This window comes from Mesorhizobium sp. CA13 (assembly GCF_020165235.1).
Taxonomy (GTDB): Bacteria; Pseudomonadota; Alphaproteobacteria; order Rhizobiales; family Rhizobiaceae; genus Mesorhizobium.
Window position 1 is genome coordinate 77,984 of sequence record NZ_JAIUHS010000017.1, and the last position, 18,047, is coordinate 96,030.

Consider the following 18,047-nt stretch of genomic DNA (forward strand, 5'->3'; position numbering starts at 1 on the left):
GAAGAACTTTGCCCCACAAATGAGGCATGATGCTTTCCGACGCGTTCGTGGCGATCGCCGATCCCAACCGGCGCCATCTCCTGGAAGAACTTCGACGCGGCCCGAAAACCGTCAATCAACTGGCAGCCGGGTTGCCGGTCTCACGCCCGGCGGTATCGCAGCATCTGAAGGTGTTGCTCGATGCCGGCCTTGTCCACGCCAAGGCCGAAGGCACGCGGCGCGTCTATACGGTGAGCAATGCCGGCTTCCTGAAACTTAACATCTGGCTCGACCAATTCTGGCAGGATTGATCATTCCTGTTCAAACGCCCGATCAAGCACCACGATCAGCCATCATTATACGGGAAGAGCTTGAAATAGGGCTGCGCCTCCTCGATCACCCTGATGAAGGCCGGCCGCTGCAACAGCCGGTCATGATAGCGCTTCACGGCAGGATATTTGTCGCCGAACGGCTCGACCTTGTTGGCATAGAACAGAGCCGGGGATGCCGCGCAATCGGCCATGGTGAAGGCATCACCCACAGCCCAGCTCCTCGACGCCACCTCCTGTTCGATGATCGCGTAGGAATTGCGCAACTGGTCGCGCGCCTGTTCGACGCCGAACGGATCGGTCCTGCCTTCCGGGCGCAGCCGGTCGCCGACGATTTTCTGCATCGGTTCCTGCACATAGAGATCGTAGAAGCGATCGGCCTGGCGAACCGCGATGGCGAGGTCGATGTCGGCCGGGACGAGTTCGACCGGCCCGGGATAGTGCATGGCCAGATACTCGATGACGATGGTCGATTCCAGCACGGTGCGATCGCGCGCATCGTCGCGCAAGGCAGGCATCTTGCCCGAAGGCGCTATCTCCAGGAAGGCCGCGCGCGACTGCTGGTCGCCGAGATCGACGATGACGGACGCGAACGGCGTGCCGTTCTCGTAGAGCGCGATCAGCGGCTTCCAGCAGAACGAGGCCAGCGGGTGGTAGTGAAGCGTCAGGGACATTTTTGCTCACCTGTCTCGGGGTTCACGTCGCCTATACTGAAATGTTCACTTAACTATTGCCCAAACTTGTGGCGTCAGGACCGCGCTTTGAGTGCCAATCGGCCCGGATATGAGCGACGATGCCGGCGACGATCACATCCCAATCCTCCGGATGCAGTTCGTGGCCACCGCCCTCAACCCGGAGGAGTTTCGCGCCGGCGACCGCCCCGGCCAGCGCTTCGCCATGCTCGACCGGAAAGAGGGGATCGACCGTAGCATGGATGACCAGCAGCGGCGCCTTCATCTCGTGCAGCCGGCCGCTCCATCGGTCGCTATCGCCCTTGAGCAGGAAATGATTGGTCGCGCTGAGCAAGCCGCCGGAGCGATCATAATCCCGCTCGATGAAGGCTCTCATGCGGCCCTCGTCGAAGGGATGCGCTGTGCTGGCGATTGCCCTGGTATCTTTGATCATGAAGTCGATGACCTGGCGGCGATCCGACCAGTCGATGTGCGCGCCTTCAGCCGAATGTTCGATATAGGCATCGCTGGTCTGCGGCAGGTTCGAGGTGTCCACTCCCAGGGGCGAGCTGCTGATCACGGTCAGCGACGCGACGCGGGACGGATGCTTGAATGCCACAAGCTGCGCGATCATGCCGCCCATCGACATGCCGGCGATATGCGCCTTGTCGAGGCCGTGGCTGTCGAGAACGCCGATCGCATCGTCGGCCATGTCGTCGAATGTGTAGGGTGGCTCCCCAGGCGGGTATTTGGTCGATCGGCCGGTATCGCGATTGTCGTAGCGGAGCACGAACAGTCCGGCGCCGGCGAGCTTCCGGCAAAGCGCCTCCGGCCACCACAGCATTGAGGCCATCGCTCCCATGATCAGCAACAGAGCGGGGTCGGCGGGGTCGCCAAAGGCTTCGGATATGATATCGGGGCGTCCGGTCTTCGTCATCGCGTGGCCTCCTCATCTGCTTGCATTTTGCAATCGGTTGCACCATAATAAAACCGATACGATAATGCAACCGGTTTTGGAGACATCGAATGAACATCGATCGCCGCTCGGGTTGCCCGATCAATCTCTCGCTGGAAGTGTTCGGCGACCGCTGGAGCCTGATCATCCTTCGCGACATGATTTTTGGCGGCAGGCGCCATTTTCGCGAGTTGCTCAACGGATCGATGGAAGGCATTGCCTCCAACATACTGGCCGACCGGCTGAAGCGGCTGATGGATCTGGGCATGCTGACCAAGGCCGACGATCCCTCGCACAAGCAGAAGGCGATCTACAGCCTGACCGAAATGGCGATCACCCTGGTGCCGATCCTGGCCCATCTCGGCGCCTGGGGCCGCGTCTGGCTGCCGGTCAGCGAGGAATTGTCGATCCGCGCCGAGCTTCTGGAGAAGGGCGGACCACCGCTCTGGGAGAAATTCATGGACGAGTTGCGCCATGAGCATCTCGGCACACCTCTCGATCCAGCGTCCGGCCCCTCTGTACGCGCGACCCTGCAGGCCGCCTATGAGGCCGTTGTCGCCGGCAAGGCTCTCAGCACCGACACGGCCGCATGACCAACTATTTTCCCCGTTGAGTGGCCGGCTCTGCTACAAGAGGCCGAAAATCACGTCACGAGATTGGAACAGACTCTTGGTTGAGAACTCTAGGGATACTGCCCGCGCGCGCGCCGATCTGCGCTTCAAGAAGCAGGAAGAAGCGGCCACGGTCCGACAGAAGGCGATGGCCGAGTATGTCGCCGAGAGCGATGCTCGCAAGGTCAAGACCGACAAGCTGCGGGCGCTGCGGCTGGCCAAGGAAGCCGAAGACCTTGCCAACGCGCCGGCAGTGCCCGCCAAGAAGCCCGCCCGCGCCAAGAAGAAGTAGCACGCCGCTCCCCGGTCGCTTCGTTGCCGGCCCTGAACCGTTGCCGTTGATCGCATTGGGATCGCGGCGTCAGCGCGATCGAATTGGCGCCTTCACCCGCTTTCCAGCGCGAAGCAATTTCAACCGGAACCTGGATTGCCTCGTCCGGCTGGCTGCCGATGCTTGTCCGTTCAATAGGAGATCGCCATGACCGCACTGCCGCTCGACAAAGCCCTCGAGATCATCGATGCCGCCTTCACCAAGGGCGCGGAGCTCAAGCTTAGGCCGCTCGGCGTCTCGGTGCTCGACGCCGGCGGCCATCTCGTCGCCTTCCAGCGCCAGGACGGTGCCTCGTTCCTGCGCCCGCAAATGTCCGCCGGCAAGGCCTATGGCGCGCTCGCCATCGGCATGGGCTCGCGCCGCGTCGAGGCCTTCGCCAAGGAGCGTCCGCATCTCATGACAGGCATCTCCGACGTCTCGGGCGGACGCGTGTTGCCGGTCGTGGGCGGCGTGCTGATCCGCGACAAGGCAGGCAGCATCATAGGCGCCGTCGGCATTTCCGGCGACAGCTCGGACAATGACGAAGCCGCGGCCATCGCCGGCATCGAGGCCGCCGGCTTCACCGCCGATCCGGGCTGAGGTTAATTCAGGTTGATATCCCTGCTCGCCGACCGCATGGACACCGAGAAGCCGGCGAGCACATCGAACAGCGCGATGATCATCAGCGTGAAGAAGACCGAGTGCGCGGCGCCCTTGACCAGCAGGAACTCGATCAGGAAGGCCACGAAGACCAGCGTCGATAACAGATGGTCCATGATCGAGGCATTCGTGGTGCGCGCCGATTTCACGATCTCGACGAAGAGGAAGATGAGCCCGATCAGCACAATCAGGTCGCCGAGCGTCATCGAGAACACCCCGCCCGACATCATGCCGACGGAAAAGACCTCGCTCGTCCACGGATCGTCACCGCTGCCGAATATTCCGAGCAGCCCGAGATTGTAGAGAACAAAAGGCACGATCAGCAGCGGGACGGCACCGAACATCTGGCGTCTCCATTTGGGGGCACCTCTTTTGTAGAGTGCGCCAGCGGCACGCCGTCAAGAATTTTCGCAGCACGCCCCGAACACGCTAGAAGACCGGATGCAACAACGATGTCAGCCGGTTGTCCGGCCGACATCTCTGAAATCGAGCCGCGGGATGCGTGAACGCGCACCCCGCTCGCGATCAGCGCTTGAAGTAGCCGGCGCGCACGGCCGCGCCGATGACGTTGAGGATGATATGGCCGGCCGTCATCGAGGTGATCTCGTTGACGTCGCGCGCCGGCGCGATCTCGACGATATCCATGCCGACCAGCCTTCCTTTGCCGACCAGCCCTTTGATGAGTTCAATCGTCTGCCGGTAGCTGACGCCGCCCGGCTGTGGCCCTTCGACCGCCGGCATCACCGCCGGGTCCAGGCCGTCGGCATCGATGGTGAGATAGTAGCGGCCGCCGTCGGGAATTCGCTTCAGGAGCGCCGCGGTGCCGATGTCCTGCCATTCATTGGTGGTGATGATGTTGGCGCCATAGGCGCGGGCGGCCTCGACCTCCTCGGTGCGCGCGCTGCCTTGGCCGCGGACGCCGACCTGAAAGATATCCTTGATATGCGCCATTTCCGAGGCCCGCCGGATGGTGCTGGAATAGCCCTCCTTGACCCCGTTGACGTTGTCACGCCAGTCGAGATGGGCGTCGAGCTGAACCAGCGTGATCGGACCCTCGCCATCGAGCGCCCGGAAGATCGGGATCGGAATGCCGTGGTCGCCGCCGATGGTGATCGGCAATGCGCCCGCGGCGCGGATCTTGCGGATCGCCGCTTCGGCTCTGCCGTAGTGCCCGACATGATCGGCCGCCGCGCCGGGAACGTCGCCGACGTCTACCACCTTGATGTCCTTGCCGTCGAAGACTGGCCCACCAATGTCGAAATCATAGCGGTCGAGCGCCTGGCTGATCCGCTGCGAGGCGCGTCGCACCGCGGTCGGCGCATTGGTCTGGTCGTTGATCAGCTCGTCGATCGTGTAGGGATCGCCATAGGGCATGCCGATGATGGCGACATCGGCCTTCAGCGTGTCGAGATCCTCGACCAGCGGAAAGTTCATGAATGTCTGGAAGACGCCGCGCGGCGCGGTGGTGAGCTTGGACATGGGGACTCCTCTGCGTTGAAAGCTTTTTGGATCAGGCGCCACGGCGGGCTGCGAGATGGGGCTGCAGCCTATGCTCCAGGCTGCGCGAGATCGCTGCCACGAAGGCCGTCAGCCCCCAGTACAGCAATGCGATGGCGGTGAAGATCTCCACCGGCGAGAAGGTGCGGCCGATGATGTTCTGGGCCATGTAGGTGAGTTCCGGCACGGTGATCGCCGACAGGATCGCCGATTCCTTGATCAGCGTGATGGTGAGATTGGTGGCCGCGGGCAGGATGTAGCCGAGCACCTGCGGAACCAGGACCTTGCGGAAAATGGTCAGGTAGCGCAGCCCCAGCGCGTAGCCGGCCTCGACCTGGCCGTACGAAATCGACTGGATCGCGCCCCTGATGATTTCGGCGGAATAGGCGCTGGCATAGGCTGACAGCGCGCCGATCGAAACAACCACCGGGGAGAGCCTGACACCGAATATCGGCAAGGCGTAGAACAAAAGGAATATCTGGATCAGGAACGGAATGTTGCGGAATATTTCGACATAGGCGGAAACGATTGCCGCCGGCACCCGTCCGCCGCGCAGCCGGATCAGCGCTAGCACGGTGCCGAGCGCGAAGCCGAACGGCAGTGCGACAGCGCACATCAGCACCGTGTTGCCGAAGCCCTTGGCGAGTATGTGCCAGTTGTCCGCTATGACGGAAAAATCGAAGCTCATGCGCGTGCGCCTCGCGCCTTGAATTCCAGATGCCTGGTCAGCAGGCTGCATGAGAGCAGCACGACGAAATACAGCACCGCCGCGATGCAGAAGGCCTCGACCGGCCGGTAGGTCACATTCATGATGTTCTGCGCGGTGCGGGTCAGTTCCACCACCGCGATCACCGACAGGATCGAGGATGCCTTCACCAGCATGGTGAACTCGTTGACCATCGGCGGGATAATGGCGCGGAAGAGCTGCGGCAGGATGACTTTGAACCAGGTCACGGCAGGCTTCAGCCCGAGCGCCTTGGCCGCCTCGTACTGGCCGGCGGGAATGCGCGTCAGCCCGGCGCGCAGGATTTCGGCGACGAAGGCCGCGCTGTTGAAGCTGAGCGCCAGCACGCCGGCCAGGAGCGGCGGCAGGTCGATGCCGACGAGGCCCGGCAGCACGTAGTAGACCATGAAGATCTGCACGATCAGCGGCGTGCCTCGGATGAAGCTGGTGTAGAGCGCGCCGATCCAGCGGATCACGCGCCAGCGCGACCTGCCACATGCGAGCAGGCCGAAGCCGATCAATGTGCCCACCAGAAACCCCAGCGCCGAGACACCCAGCGTGATGCCGGCGCCGGCCAGGAATTCCGGCAGGAAGGTCAGCGTCTTTGAAAAATGGAACATTTTTCAGCTCGAATGATCCCTGAACGTCCGGCCGATCCGAGGCCGGCGCGTCCAATGACTGGAACCGCCGGTCCGGCAGCGCCGGGCGCCTAGTTGGGGCTTAGAGCGCGCCAGGCGGCAGATAACCCTCGTCGGGCGTCTTCATCTCGAACCCGAACCATTTGAGCTGAAGCTCCTTCAGCTTGCCGCTGTCTTTCAGCTCGCCGATCTTGGCGTTGATGAAGGCGCGCAGATCCTTGTCCTCCGGCCGCACCACCCAGGACAGATAGGAGAATTCGCCGATCGAGCCGACGACCTTGTAGGTGTCGGGAACGTTCTTCATCAGAACGGCCGCCGAAGGCGAGGCGATGACGATGGCGTCGACCTGGCCGGAGGCCAGAGCGACATGGGTCTCGGGAAAGGAGGTGAACAACTTCAGCTCGCCGACACCCTTGCCGCCCTTATCCTTGAGCTCCTTGTCATAGGCCTCGATGATGGGCTGCACGGAGGAGGCGAGTTGCGTGGCCACCACCATGCCGTTGATGTCCTCCGGCTTCTTGATGCGCTCCTCGTCGACGCGCACGACGATGACGTTCTCGAACGAACCGGTCGGCCGCGTGTAGGCGTATTTTGCCGCCCGCTCGGCGTTGATGCCGGTCGAGGTCGCCATCAGGTCGAACTTCTTGGCCAGCAGCCCCGGCAGCAAGCCTTGGAAAGGCAGGTTGAGCTGGTCGAGCTTCACGCCGAGCTGGCTGACCACATAGTCGAGAATGTCCTTGTTATAGCCAACGATCTGGCCGTCGCGGACGAATTCGAACGGCTCGAACGCGGCCTCGGTTCCGACGAGGATGGTGCCGCGCTGCTTGATTTGGTCGACCAGCCCATCGGCATGGGCGGCGGTTGCGAACGGCAGGAGGAGCGGCGCGGCGGCAAGAAGGGCCAGAACGCGGCGGCGCGAAGCGGAAAGAAACTCACCCATTGTTACCCTCTTTTTTCTTCGGTTTTGCTGTGCTGGTAAGCCCGGCCGCTATGCTTGAAGACGCGACCGATCATGTAGCTCTCGGAATCCTTGATCCCGGGAACGTTGGCCAGCTCACTGACCAGGAAATCGTGCAGGCTGGTCGTGGATGGCAAAGTGAGCTGGATGATGATGTCGAACGGCCCGGTCATGGCGTAGACGCTGTCGACGAACGAGTATTCCGATAGTTTTCGAGCAACGCTGATGATGTGCTCGCGGTCGACGTCGAGCCCGACAATGGCCGCAATGCCGACATCGCTGCGCAAAGGGCGCACGACCGCCTGGATGCAGATATCGGGGTCCTCGAGCACACGGGCCATTTTCCGCCGCACCGTCGCTTCGGTGACGCCAATGCGCTTGGCGATATCCACGCTCGACATCCGCCCATCGACCTTGAGTTGGGAAAGCACGGCCTGCTCAGTATCGTCGAGATCACTTGTGCTGACGAAATCCCACATCGAATTCCCAATCTGTGTCGATTTCCGACTATAAATTCAAAAATTACATAAGAAACCATCTATGGCAATCCCACAGATTGCGAAAAACACCGAGCGACGCTGCCTCCGGCGGGCGCCGGGCATCGGGCTCACGGTTCGATCATTGGGAAAAGTCGTGTCGACCGAAGTCGATGGCGATGTCCGGCACGTAATCGGCCATGCCTCGAGGAAGCACGAGGAGGCGGCGTCCGGGCCGATCGGAGATCAAGGCCTGGAGACGCAGCTACGCTGTCGATCGTCGGACCCGACAGACGCAAAAAAAGACCGGCCAGCGGCCGGTCTTTTTAGCTCAACATCAGGAAAGCTGGCCTCAGCTTTCCTTGGGCGTCAGCACCTGGCGGCCGCGATACATGCCGGTCTTCAGGTCGATATGGTGCGGGCGGCGCATTTCGCCGGAATTCTTGTCCTCGACATAGGTCGGGGCCTTGAGGGCGTCTGCCGAGCGGCGCATGCCGCGCTTGGACGGAGAGGTTTTTCGTTTCGGAACGGCCATGGATATGCTCCATTACATGGTCAAAAGCCCCGCCCGCCCTCGTGAAAGGGCCGTGTCAGGGGCCGGAATCTGAGAAAGTCGGGTGCCTATACACGCCCGGTGCCGTTTTGGCCAGCGCTGCCCGCGAATTTTTTTATGTCCGCTACTGGAGGCAGCCGACATAAGCACCGGATCGGCCGGCGCGCCGCTCGATCAGGTTGGCCAGCCTCCTCAGCCCCGGCCCAGGCTTGGCCGGGTTGCGGACGATCGGATTTGGCAAGCTGACGGCAAGCAGCGCGGCCTGCCGGCGCGACAGCTGTTTTGCCGAAACACCGAAATGGTGCTGCGCCGCCGCCTCGATGCCGTAAATGCCCGGCCCCCACTCGGCGATGTTGAGGTAGATTTCCATGATGCGCCGTTTCGACATCACCGCGTCGAAGTACACGGCCAGCGGCAACTCGACGACTTTACGAACCGTGCCCAGCGGACGGGACCACAAAAACAGGTTCTTCACCGTCTGCATGGTGATGGTCGAAGCGCCGCGCGTCCCCTCGCCGGCCAGCGCGTCGTCGACGACACCCCGCAATTCGCCGAGGTCGACGCCGCGATGGAAACAGAACTGTCCGTCCTCCGACATGATCACCGAATTGGCCAACACCGGTGCCACGTCGTCGATCGAAACCCAGCGGCGGTCATAGCCGGAGAAGGTGGCAAGGTCCTTCAGCATCAGCGTCGACACCGGATGCACGAAAGACGGCAGGTAGAGGAACGTCAGCACCGTGGGGATAAGCGCCAGCACGGCAGCCACGACGATACCGCGCCGGACCCAGCGTTTGAGAGCACGACGGTTCACGCCACGGGATCTCGTCGCCATGTCCAGCTTTTCGGTTTCATGATCGACGATCGGTTCCGCCAAGTCGCCCAACCCGTGTCTCTCCTTCCCCCGGCATAATGGCGGTTGTCTTCTTGCGCAACGTCTGAGTGTCGGCTACCGGTCCGGGCCATGACGAATGACAATGAAATGGCGTTCGAAACGGCGCTCGTTGCACGGGCCGCCGCCGTCGAGACGTTGCTGCGGCGATTGCTCGACGACAGCGCGCTCACGGGCGAGATCGCGCGGCCCAAGCGCCTTATGGCGGCGATGCGGCACGGCGTGCTCAACGGCGGCAAGCGCCTGCGCCCCTTTCTGGTGATGGAAAGTGCGGCGCTGTTTTCCGCCGACGGCGAAGCGGCACTGCGCGTGGCGGCCGCACTGGAGTGCGTACACTGCTATTCGCTGATCCATGACGACCTGCCGGCGATGGACGACGACGATCTGCGCCGCGGCCAGCCTACCGTGCACAGGGCCTTCGACGAGGCGACCGCCATCCTGGCCGGCGACGCCCTGCTGACGCTTGCCTTCGACATCGTCGCCGACGAGACAACGGCGATGCCGGCGGAGCGGCGGGCCGCCCTTGTGCTGGCGCTCGCCCGCGCCGCCGGGACCGGCGGCATGGTCGGCGGCCAGACGCTGGACCTCGAGGCCGAGCGCATCGCGCCGGACGAGGCCGGGATCATCCGGCTGCAGGCGATGAAGACCGGTGCGCTGATCCGCTTTGCCTGCGAGGCGGGCGCGGTCGTGGCCGGCGTGCCTGCCGGGGATCGCGAAAGACTGGCCGAGTTCGGCTCGGCGATCGGGCTTGCCTTCCAGCTTGCCGACGATCTTCTCGATTTGACCGCGGATGCCGCACAGATGGGCAAGGCGACGGGCAAGGACGCCGCCGCCGGCAAGGCAACGCTGGTGGCGCTGCACGGCGAGGCATGGGCACGCGCCCAGTTGCATGGCCTTGTCCATCAGGCGCATGCGCTGCTCGAACCCTATGGCGAGCAGGCCGGCCTGCTGAAGGCAGCCGCGACCTTCGTGGCGACGCGCAACAATTGAGATCGGGGCAGACCCCGAGGCTTGGCGTGAAGGTTTCTGCTTAACAGGGCAATGGGGAGGATCAGGTTCGATGTCGACCAAATTGTTCGATCTCAACGGGCGCACCGCGCTCGTAACCGGCTCCTCGCAAGGCATAGGCTTCGCCTTGGCCAAGGGTTTGGCCGAAGCCGGCGCCAGGGTGATCCTCAATGGCCGTGACGAGGCGAGGCTCGCCGCGGCGGTCAGGCAGATTCCCGAAGCGGAAAAGCTGGCCTTCGATGCTACCGATCATGAAGCGGTCCGCTCGGCGATCGACGGTTTCGAACTGGGCGGCGGAGCGATCGACATTTTGGTGAACAATGCCGGCATGCAGTTCCGCGCGCCGCTGGAGGAGTTTCCCGCCGATGCATTCGAGCGCCTGCTGCAGACCAATGTCGCCAGCGTCTTCCATGTCGGCCAGGCCGTGGCGCGCCATATGATCGGCCGCGGCCGTGGCAAGATCATCAACATCGCCAGCGTGCAGACCGCGCTCGCCCGTCCGGGCATCGCGCCCTACACGGCAACGAAAGGCGCGGTCGGCAACCTGACCAAGGGCATGGCTACGGATTGGGCCAAACACGGCCTGCAATGCAATGCCGTCGCACCCGGCTATTTCGACACGCCGCTCAACGCGGCCCTTGTCGCCGACCCGGCATTCAGCGCCTGGTTGGAAAAGCGCACGCCGGCCGGCCGCTGGGGAAAGGTCGAGGAACTGGTCGGCGCCTGCGTCTTCCTGGCCAGCGACGCCTCCTCTTTCGTAAACGGCCATATTCTCTATGTGGACGGCGGCATCACAGCGTCGATCTGATCCGCCGCGCCGAACAGGCCGGCGGGCCAAATGCTGCCCGATCGATACTCGGTTGACGCGGAGCTGACGTCACGCGTGGCAGCATTCCGCTGTTCGGAGATACACGACTGCGGTGGCCTCACTCCCGCCAGAGCGTTGGGGGATTCGCGTTTCGGGAACCATTGCGCCCGTCGCGACGTTCGGGACCAGAAGCAGGAGGCAACCCATGAACGACAACAAGCATCGCAAACAGCCAAGGCCAAGCGATCGCGACTTGCGCAGCGATCCCGGCATCGGCGCATCCAAAGGCACCATCAAAGGTGGCGATATCCTTGACGACGACGAGGAGCTCGACGGCGAAAATACTTTTCGGGGCGATGTCGAGAACGACACCACCCCACAAGGCGGTGTGAACCCCGACCAGACCGGCCGGACGAACAAGTAGAGGGAGATATCCCATGACCGGCAAGAAGACCCACGAACAGCAGATGCAAATCATCGAGGAGCGGGTGAACACCAAGAATGCGGACAAGAATTTCAATGCCGAGGACGAACTGAAGCGGTCGAAGCAGGAGAGAACGGCTCGCCAGCAGGGCCAGGCGCTCAGGGGCGGCGACGTCGATCTGGTCGATGTAGACGACCGCGAAATGCTTCGCGGCTCGAACCAGGAATCCAGGCATCACAAACGGTCCGCGGATTGAAGGAATATCCGAAGGTTGACCGTTCCTTGAAGTGCCGCGGCCCTTCATCTCGGCTCAGCCGGCGGGATACATGGGAGGCTCTGCGGGAATCCGAGATTCTCGGTCGCCAGAACGAAATCTTAATGTAAATCAAGCGTAATCCCGACCGTTAAAATAATGCGTATGTGTTGGGGTTGCGCATGCCGGAATATTCTTCCTTCATACGGTCCATCCGGACCCGTTATCTCTCAGGATTGCTGATCTTCGCGTTGGCTTCGCTCGCGATCATGGTTGCACTTGATCGCGTCAATTCCTTCCGCCACCAGATCGATGCCCTGAGCAGCAACCTTGTAATATTCACCCGCGACCTGCGCAACGCGACCAGCTTCGCCGAAACGACGAGAACCGCCTGGCGCGCGGAGACGCGCGATGCGCTGGCCGCATCGGCGCGCGGCCATTCGGAACGCCTCTCCCGCGAGATTGGGACGCTTGCGGCCCAGATCGCCGCATTGCGTCCACGCCTGTCGACAAAGACCATCAACGAGCTCGAATCCGCTTCGGTCAATGGCGACCTGTTCTGGTCGCCGCGCGACATGGTTCGAAACTTCAACCTCATGTCGGTGGCGCAAAAGGTCGACGAGTGGAGCTATCGCGAAATCCGCAACCAGAACGACCTGTTTGCCCAGCCGATGCTGGTCCGCGTCCGCACCGCCATGGACGACGAGCGCCATTTGGCCGACGCCTCCAGTGACCGGCTGCTGCTGTGGGCGAGCGGATTGCTGTTCGCGGTGCTCTCCATCGCCGCTTTCTGGATCTTCCGGCCGATGGAGCAGGCCATCCGCCGGGCCTTCGCCGAATCCGCCGAGTCGCTGTTCAAGGCAGAGGCCGCCGACCGCGCCAAATCGGAATTCCTCGCCAATATGAGCCATGAGATCCGCACGCCGATGAACGGGGTGCTCGGCATGGCCGAGCTGCTGGCCAAGACCGAGCTGACCGCGCGCCAGAAGACCTTCACCGACGTCATCGTCAAATCCGGCAACGCTCTGCTCACCATCATCAACGACATCCTCGATTTCTCCAAGATAAATGCCGGCCAGCTCACGCTCGACCCGGCGCCGTTCCGCCTTGCCGAGGCGGTCGAGGATGTGGCCACGCTCGTCTCCGCCCACGTCGCCGAAAAGAACCTCGAACTGATCGTGCGCGTCGACCCGCGCCTGCCGGCCTACGTCGTCGGCGACGCCGGGCGGTTCCGCCAGATCGTCACCAACCTGCTCGGCAACGCGGTGAAGTTCACCGAGAAGGGCCATGTGCTGATCGACGTCGGCGGCGAAACCGTCAATGATGTCGTCCAGCTCAAGCTGCGCGTCGAGGACACCGGCATCGGCATCCCGGCCGAGAAGTTGCAGAACGTGTTCGAAAAATTCGCCCAGGTCGACGGCTCCTCGACCCGCCGTCACGAGGGCACCGGCCTCGGTCTCGCCATCGCCGCCCGCCTCGTCGACCTGATGGCCGGCAAGATCGGCGTCGAGAGCGAGATCGGCCGCGGCTCCGTATTCTGGTTCGCGGTGCCCCTGCCCGTGCATCGTGCCGAGGCTCGCGACGAGATCGTGCCGGTCGACGTCACCGGCGCGCGCGTTCTGGTCATCGATGACAATCCGGTCAACCGCGAGATCCTGCTCGAACAGCTCAGGAGCTGGCGCTTCGACTGCGCCGCCGCCGAAAGCGGTGCGGTCGGCCTGGCTTTCCTCGACCGCGCCTGCCAGCTGGGAGCCGCCGTCGATTGCATTATCCTCGACTACCAGATGCCCGGTATGAACGGCGCCGATGTCGCGAAAGCCATTGCCGCCGACAGCCGGCTGTCGGCCATACCGGTCGTGCTCTTGACCTCGGTCGATCAGGTCGATTTCGGCAAGATGATCATCGATTTCGGCATTGCCGCGCACCTGACCAAGCCGGCACGCTCCGCGGTTTTGCTCGGCACCGTCATCTCGGTCGTCCAGAAAGCCCGTTCGCAGCTCGGCAGGGCGCAGTTCGTTCGCGAACCGGTACCGACCCTGCCGCAAGCGGCGCCGCCCGCCTTTACCGTCATCCGCGGCCCGGCAATGCCGGCTGTCCCCGTGCCGGAGCCGACGGTCGCGCCGAACGGTCCGATCGACATCCTCATCGCCGAGGACAATGAGGTGAACCAGCTGGTGTTCGGCCAAATCCTCAACGGGTTGGGCTTGAGCTATCGCATAGCCGGCAACGGCCGCACGGCGGTCGAGATGTACCGCTCGCTGCGCCCGAGGCTGATCCTGATGGACGTCTCCATGCCGGAAATGAACGGCTACGAGGCGACCCGCACCATCCGGGCGACGGAGGCTTCGGATGGCAGCCACATCCCGATCATCGGCGTCACCGCGCATGCGCTGAAGGGCGACCGCGACAAGTGCATCGAAGCCGGCATGGACGATTATCTGCCGAAGCCGGTTTCACCCGACCGCCTCGGCGCCAAGATCGGCACCTGGCTCAGCGAAACGGTGGTGGCGAAGACGGCATAGCTATACCGTCGACGCCTCAGACGCCGCATCCAGATGATAACGGCGCATCCAGTCGAGGCTTGTCTCGTCGGCAAGCCTTGCGATGCCGGGTTTTATATCGCCAGCGTCCGGTGACTGAACCCCCAAGGCGTCGCAAATGGACGCCAACGTTGCAACCGGATCGCTCGACAGGCGCTCATAGCCGATCCGCAGCGGGATTACCTCTTGCTTCGCGAACCACATGTTCCAGGCAGCGTCATAAGCTTCGAGCTCGGCAACCTCATCCTTGATCCGCCCGAAATCATATTGAGGTTCTTCGGGAGGTCCCACCCTTTCCAGCTCGGTGCCATCGGGAGCGACGTGCCAAAGACCGGTTTGCTGCGCCTTGATCAGGGAGACGGCCTGCGCAAGCTTGTCCTGGCGTGACAGATGTATGTAGAGAACACGGCCAAACGCCCTCTCGAAACGAGCTTCGTCTGAGACAAGCCCCGGGAAAATCCGGTCGAGTATCGCTGAAAGTTCATCCAGATTCTCTCGCATCAGGCGCAGGCCGAAAATGCCGGTCCTGCCCTTGCCGGCGGCGATCGCCGCATTGAGATAGGCGGCATCGAATTCGAGTTCGCTCATCGTGTCGCGGCCGGGCAGCCCCCACTCTTCGGCCCATTCGGGCACGTCCTGCCGCCGATAGAACGAATGAGGATCGCCCGTCGCCTTCGTGGAGGCCAGCAGTTTGCACAGCAAGGTGCTTCCGGTTCTGGGCGTGCCGCAGATAATGTATCCGTCGACCATCCTGCGGCCCCTGTTGCTCGTCGGAGGCAAGGCAATTCCGGCCGATCCAGGGTCGCCTATAGCCGAAATTGCAGGCAGATGCGACGGGCGCATTCGAGCGGCGTGAGCCGACTGGTGTCGACTTCGAGATCGTAGTCCATGCCTTTGTGCACACGCTCATACTGCCAGCGCGCCAGCCCCGGCATTCGGTCGGATCTTTGCCGCTCGCGTGCCTCAAGCACCTCCAGCGGCGCGAATACACCGACCAGAAAGAGCTCGAAGGCCGAAAGCAGCCTTCGATACTGCGGCATCTCGCCATCGCAGAGCACATCGTCGACGATGATGTTGTTGCGTTGCCCGGCCATGGCGGCGATGGCGTGGCGCATGCCCAGCAAGGTTCGCGCCCCCACCGGCCCTGCGCTGATGACGACCGCGGGCTTGCCGTCCCGAAGGACGGTTTCATAGGAAAAACCGTCGGCATGATCCTGCAGGGTCTCGGGCAGCATCTCGATGAAAGTGTCCATCTGGACATGCAGGAAAGGCTCGGTCGCTATTTCCTGCAGCGCCCTGGCGATCGAGCTCTTGCCGGCACTGCCGGCGCCGTTGAGCAGAACGATCCTGGCTGCTGTTGTCATGGCAATCCCCCTCGGTCCTGGACGACCCGCTAACGGTTGCGCACCACCACGCATGCCCCGCCGACACTTTGCAGTTTCTGGCAGATGGCGCCGGCGGCGGCACGGTCGTCGACCCCGATCCTGACCGCGTAGATGCCGCGTCGGCCGATCGGCGTCCGCACCCGGCTGACCACCGGATCATGCCCGGCTAACAGGGCCGGGAAGCGGCCTCTCACCCTGAGCCACTGGTTGATCGCGGCGCTGCGGCGGAAATTGCCGGCCACCTGGACTCCCCACGGCTTTATGTTGATGGAAGCCATCGCCACCGTCCGCGACATGATCACCGGGAGCTTGCGGCAGGCCGCGACGAAATCGGATTTCGCGTCGAGCGGTCGTACGCTTCCGGCATAGGCGCGGTCGGCGAACTTATCGACCGGCTCGCCCATGATGTCGAAGACATAGCTTTCGGTTTCCATCGGCAGGAAGCCGCCCGAGCCCAGCCAGCGCGAGACCCGGTTTTCGCCGGCATTGTAGGCGGCGGCCGCCAGGCCGAGATTGCCATAGCTGGTCTTCATCTCGGCGAGGTATTTCGCCGAGGCCGGGATCGCCTGGTTGATGTCGAAGGAATTGGCGAGCCCGCGCATCCTGGCGGTCCCCGGCATAAACTGGGCGATTCCTTCGGCGCCGACTGGACTGACGGCGTTGGGATCGAACCGACTTTCCTTCCAGATCAACCGGGCGAAGAAATCCCTGGGCAGGCCGTTCTGGTCGGCATGGGCCTGGATCAGATTGCAGACCTTGTCGATCAGCCGCTGCTTGGCCGATTGCGGCGGATCGGCCTGGACCAGGGTCGGCCACCCGCACAGCAGGATCAGCGCCACCGGGAGGAAGCGCAGCATTCGACCTACTCTGCCGCGGCCTTGCCGCGACCAAATCGTTGTTCGATATAGTCGGTGACCATCTTTTCGAAATCCTGCGCGATCGACGGTCCGCGCAGCGTCGCCGCCTTCTTGCCGTCGACGAAGACGGGCGCCGTCGGCGTCTCGCCGGTGCCGGGCAGCGAAATGCCGATATCGGCATGTTTGGACTCGCCCGGGCCGTTGACGATGCAGCCCATGACCGCGACCTTGAGGTTCTCGACCCCTGGGTATTTCTCACGCCACGCCGGCATGTTCTTTCTGAGATCAGCCTGGATGTTCTGCGCCAGTTCCTGGAACACGGTCGAGGTTGTGCGGCCGCAGCCGGGGCAAGCGGCGACGATCGGCACGAATTGCCTGAAGCCCATGGTCTGCAACAATTCCTGCGATACCTGCACCTCCCGTGTGCGATCGCCGTTCGGCTCCGGCGTCAGCGATATGCGGATGGTGTCGCCGATGCCTTGCTGCAACAGGATGCCCATGGCGGCGGATGAGGCGACGATGCCTTTCGAGCCCATGCCGGCCTCGGTGAGGCCGAGATGCAGCGCATGGTCGGAACGGCTGGCAAGCTCGGTGTAGACGGCGATCAGGTCCTGCACGCCGCTGACCTTCGCCGAGAGGATGATCTTATCGCGGCCAAGGCCGATCTCCTCGGCCATCTCGGCCGAGAGGATCGCCGACTGCACGATCGCCTCGCGCGTCACTTGCTGTGCGGTCAACGGAAAGCCGCGGGCCTGGTTGTCGTCCATCAGCCGGGTCAGGAGTTCCTGGTCGAGCGAGCCCCAGTTGACGCCGATGCGCACCGGCTTGTCATGCTTGATCGCCATTTCGACGATTGCCGCGAACTGCCGGTCCTTCTTGTCCTTGAAACCGACATTGCCGGGATTGATGCGGTATTTGGCCAGCGCCTCGGCGCAGGCCGGATGATCGGCCAGGAGCTTGTGGCCAATATAGTGGAAGTCGCCGACAATCGGCACGTTGATACCGAGCCGCGCCAGCCGCTCCCGGATGCGCGGCACCGCGGCGGCGCTTTCATCGCGGTCGACGGTAATGCGCACGATCTCGGAGCCGGCGCGATGCAGCGCCGCGACCTGGGCGACCGTCTGGTCGACATCGGCGGTATCCGTATTGGTCATCGACTGCACGACGACGGGAGCACCGCCGCCAACCACCACGCCGCCCACATCGACGCCAACCGAGGTGCGGCGCGGGAAGGGGAAGGAATAATATCCGGTCATGCCGGCAGCCTTTAATCTCTGGGGCGCCGCGCGTCCACTTGGACGCACAAAAGCGCGCTCCGGGCCGATGCGCTGAAGTCCGGGCATGAGGTGGAGGAGCAAAGATGGCTTGTCAATGGCGACAGGTCGCCACTGGCCGCAATCATCCCGCCGCCGGTTCCTTGGCACCCGATTTTTTGCCGGTCGCTTGCGTTGGCCAATCGGCTACCTGGCGATTGGCAGGCCCCAATCGCTTCACCATTCCGGGAATGAATTCCGGGGAG

General features: G+C 63.1%; 23 protein-coding genes. 9 read left to right on the top strand and 14 right to left on the bottom strand.

Features of this window, described 5'->3' with window-relative positions; genetic code table 11:
* The first annotated feature begins 26 nt into the window (after positions 1-26).
* Positions 27-290, top strand: a complete 264-nt coding sequence (locus tag LB566_RS27880) for an ArsR/SmtB family transcription factor (protein ID WP_140550922.1) — start codon at positions 27-29, stop codon at positions 288-290.
* A 35-nt stretch (positions 291-325) separates the two neighbouring features.
* Here LB566_RS27880 and LB566_RS27885 read toward each other — a convergent pair whose 3' ends face one another.
* Both LB566_RS27885 and LB566_RS27890 read right to left on the bottom strand, forming a co-directional pair.
* Positions 326-982 carry a glutathione S-transferase family protein gene (locus tag LB566_RS27885; protein WP_224629148.1) on the bottom strand — a complete coding sequence of 219 codons (657 nt, stop codon included), beginning with the start codon at positions 980-982 and terminating at the stop codon, positions 326-328.
* A gap of 49 nt (positions 983-1,031) precedes the next feature.
* Complete coding sequence (locus LB566_RS27890; RefSeq protein ID WP_224629149.1) at positions 1,032-1,916, bottom strand: alpha/beta fold hydrolase; 885 nt, start codon at positions 1,914-1,916, stop codon at positions 1,032-1,034.
* Positions 1,917-2,005: 89 nt separating this feature from the next.
* On the opposite strand from LB566_RS27890, the gene LB566_RS27895 reads away from it, so the two are divergent.
* The 3 genes from LB566_RS27895 (at position 2,006) to LB566_RS27905 (ending at position 3,455) form a co-directional block, all read left to right on the top strand.
* Positions 2,006-2,527 carry a winged helix-turn-helix transcriptional regulator gene (locus LB566_RS27895; protein WP_224629151.1) on the top strand — a complete coding sequence of 174 codons (522 nt, stop codon included), beginning with the start codon at positions 2,006-2,008 and terminating at the stop codon, positions 2,525-2,527.
* 76 nt (positions 2,528-2,603) lie between these two features.
* Positions 2,604-2,837: a hypothetical protein gene (locus LB566_RS27900; RefSeq protein WP_140500515.1), complete on the top strand. Its 234-nt coding sequence runs from the start codon at positions 2,604-2,606 to the stop codon at positions 2,835-2,837.
* 186 nt (positions 2,838-3,023) lie between these two features.
* A complete protein-coding gene (locus tag LB566_RS27905; protein WP_140562417.1) occupies positions 3,024-3,455 on the top strand; it encodes a GlcG/HbpS family heme-binding protein in 432 nt (143 codons plus the stop codon).
* A 2-nt stretch (positions 3,456-3,457) separates the two neighbouring features.
* Here LB566_RS27905 and LB566_RS27910 read toward each other — a convergent pair whose 3' ends face one another.
* The 8 genes from LB566_RS27910 to LB566_RS27945 form a co-directional block, all read right to left on the bottom strand.
* Positions 3,458-3,859 (bottom strand): hypothetical protein, encoded by a 402-nt coding sequence (locus LB566_RS27910; RefSeq protein ID WP_224629153.1) that lies wholly within the window; start codon positions 3,857-3,859, stop codon positions 3,458-3,460.
* Positions 3,860-4,040: 181 nt separating this feature from the next.
* Positions 4,041-4,994, bottom strand: coding sequence for an agmatinase (locus LB566_RS27915; protein ID WP_224629155.1), 954 nt, complete (start codon positions 4,992-4,994; stop codon positions 4,041-4,043).
* A gap of 31 nt (positions 4,995-5,025) precedes the next feature.
* Positions 5,026-5,700 carry an amino acid ABC transporter permease gene (locus LB566_RS27920; protein ID WP_224629157.1) on the bottom strand — a complete coding sequence of 225 codons (675 nt, stop codon included), beginning with the start codon at positions 5,698-5,700 and terminating at the stop codon, positions 5,026-5,028.
* Entirely contained in the window at positions 5,697-6,356 is a 660-nt protein-coding gene (locus LB566_RS27925) for an amino acid ABC transporter permease (protein ID WP_224629159.1), read from the bottom strand. Before LB566_RS27925 ends, LB566_RS27920 begins: the two co-directional genes overlap by 4 nt.
* A 100-nt stretch (positions 6,357-6,456) precedes the next feature.
* Positions 6,457-7,314 (bottom strand): transporter substrate-binding domain-containing protein, encoded by an 858-nt coding sequence (locus LB566_RS27930; protein WP_140550913.1) that lies wholly within the window; start codon positions 7,312-7,314, stop codon positions 6,457-6,459.
* Positions 7,315-7,316: 2 nt separating this feature from the next.
* The gene (locus LB566_RS27935) at positions 7,317-7,811 is read right to left on the bottom strand and encodes an Lrp/AsnC family transcriptional regulator (protein ID WP_140500504.1); all 495 of its coding nucleotides are present in this window, start codon (positions 7,809-7,811) and stop codon (positions 7,317-7,319) included.
* A 349-nt stretch (positions 7,812-8,160) separates the two neighbouring features.
* A complete protein-coding gene (rpmF, locus tag LB566_RS27940; protein ID WP_008834724.1) occupies positions 8,161-8,343 on the bottom strand; it encodes a 50S ribosomal protein L32 in 183 nt (60 codons plus the stop codon).
* A gap of 142 nt (positions 8,344-8,485) precedes the next feature.
* Positions 8,486-9,247 (bottom strand): biosynthetic peptidoglycan transglycosylase, encoded by a 762-nt coding sequence (locus LB566_RS27945; RefSeq protein ID WP_224629160.1) that lies wholly within the window; start codon positions 9,245-9,247, stop codon positions 8,486-8,488.
* 78 nt (positions 9,248-9,325) lie between these two features.
* Here LB566_RS27945 and LB566_RS27950 point away from each other — a divergent pair, with 78 nt between their 5' ends.
* The 5 genes from LB566_RS27950 (at position 9,326) to LB566_RS27970 (ending at position 14,268) form a co-directional block, all read left to right on the top strand.
* The gene (locus tag LB566_RS27950; RefSeq protein WP_224629162.1) at positions 9,326-10,243 is read left to right on the top strand and encodes a polyprenyl synthetase family protein; all 918 of its coding nucleotides are present in this window, start codon (positions 9,326-9,328) and stop codon (positions 10,241-10,243) included.
* 70 nt (positions 10,244-10,313) lie between these two features.
* Positions 10,314-11,069, top strand: a complete 756-nt coding sequence (locus tag LB566_RS27955) for an SDR family oxidoreductase (protein ID WP_224629163.1) — start codon at positions 10,314-10,316, stop codon at positions 11,067-11,069.
* Positions 11,070-11,274: 205 nt separating this feature from the next.
* Positions 11,275-11,493, top strand: coding sequence for a hypothetical protein (locus LB566_RS27960; RefSeq protein ID WP_224629165.1), 219 nt, complete (start codon positions 11,275-11,277; stop codon positions 11,491-11,493).
* Positions 11,494-11,506: 13 nt separating this feature from the next.
* Positions 11,507-11,749, top strand: a complete 243-nt coding sequence (locus LB566_RS27965) for a hypothetical protein (protein WP_224629167.1) — start codon at positions 11,507-11,509, stop codon at positions 11,747-11,749.
* A 179-nt stretch (positions 11,750-11,928) separates the two neighbouring features.
* Positions 11,929-14,268, top strand: a complete 2,340-nt coding sequence (locus LB566_RS27970; protein WP_224629169.1) for a response regulator — start codon at positions 11,929-11,931, stop codon at positions 14,266-14,268.
* Here LB566_RS27970 and LB566_RS27975 read toward each other — a convergent pair whose 3' ends face one another.
* The 4 genes from LB566_RS27975 to ispG are packed head-to-tail and all read right to left on the bottom strand — an operon-like array spanning position 14,269 to position 17,784.
* Positions 14,269-15,036: a Stf0 family sulfotransferase gene (locus tag LB566_RS27975; protein WP_224629171.1), complete on the bottom strand. Its 768-nt coding sequence runs from the start codon at positions 15,034-15,036 to the stop codon at positions 14,269-14,271.
* A 56-nt stretch (positions 15,037-15,092) separates the two neighbouring features.
* Positions 15,093-15,650 (bottom strand): chloramphenicol phosphotransferase CPT family protein, encoded by a 558-nt coding sequence (locus LB566_RS27980; RefSeq protein ID WP_224629173.1) that lies wholly within the window; start codon positions 15,648-15,650, stop codon positions 15,093-15,095.
* A gap of 29 nt (positions 15,651-15,679) precedes the next feature.
* Positions 15,680-16,528: a lytic transglycosylase domain-containing protein gene (locus LB566_RS27985; RefSeq protein ID WP_140550907.1), complete on the bottom strand. Its 849-nt coding sequence runs from the start codon at positions 16,526-16,528 to the stop codon at positions 15,680-15,682.
* Positions 16,529-16,533: 5 nt separating this feature from the next.
* On the bottom strand, positions 16,534-17,784 hold the full coding sequence (gene ispG, locus LB566_RS27990) for a flavodoxin-dependent (E)-4-hydroxy-3-methylbut-2-enyl-diphosphate synthase (RefSeq protein WP_140550906.1): 1,251 nt from the start codon (positions 17,782-17,784) through the stop codon (positions 16,534-16,536).
* Positions 17,785-18,047: the final 263 nt, after the last annotated feature.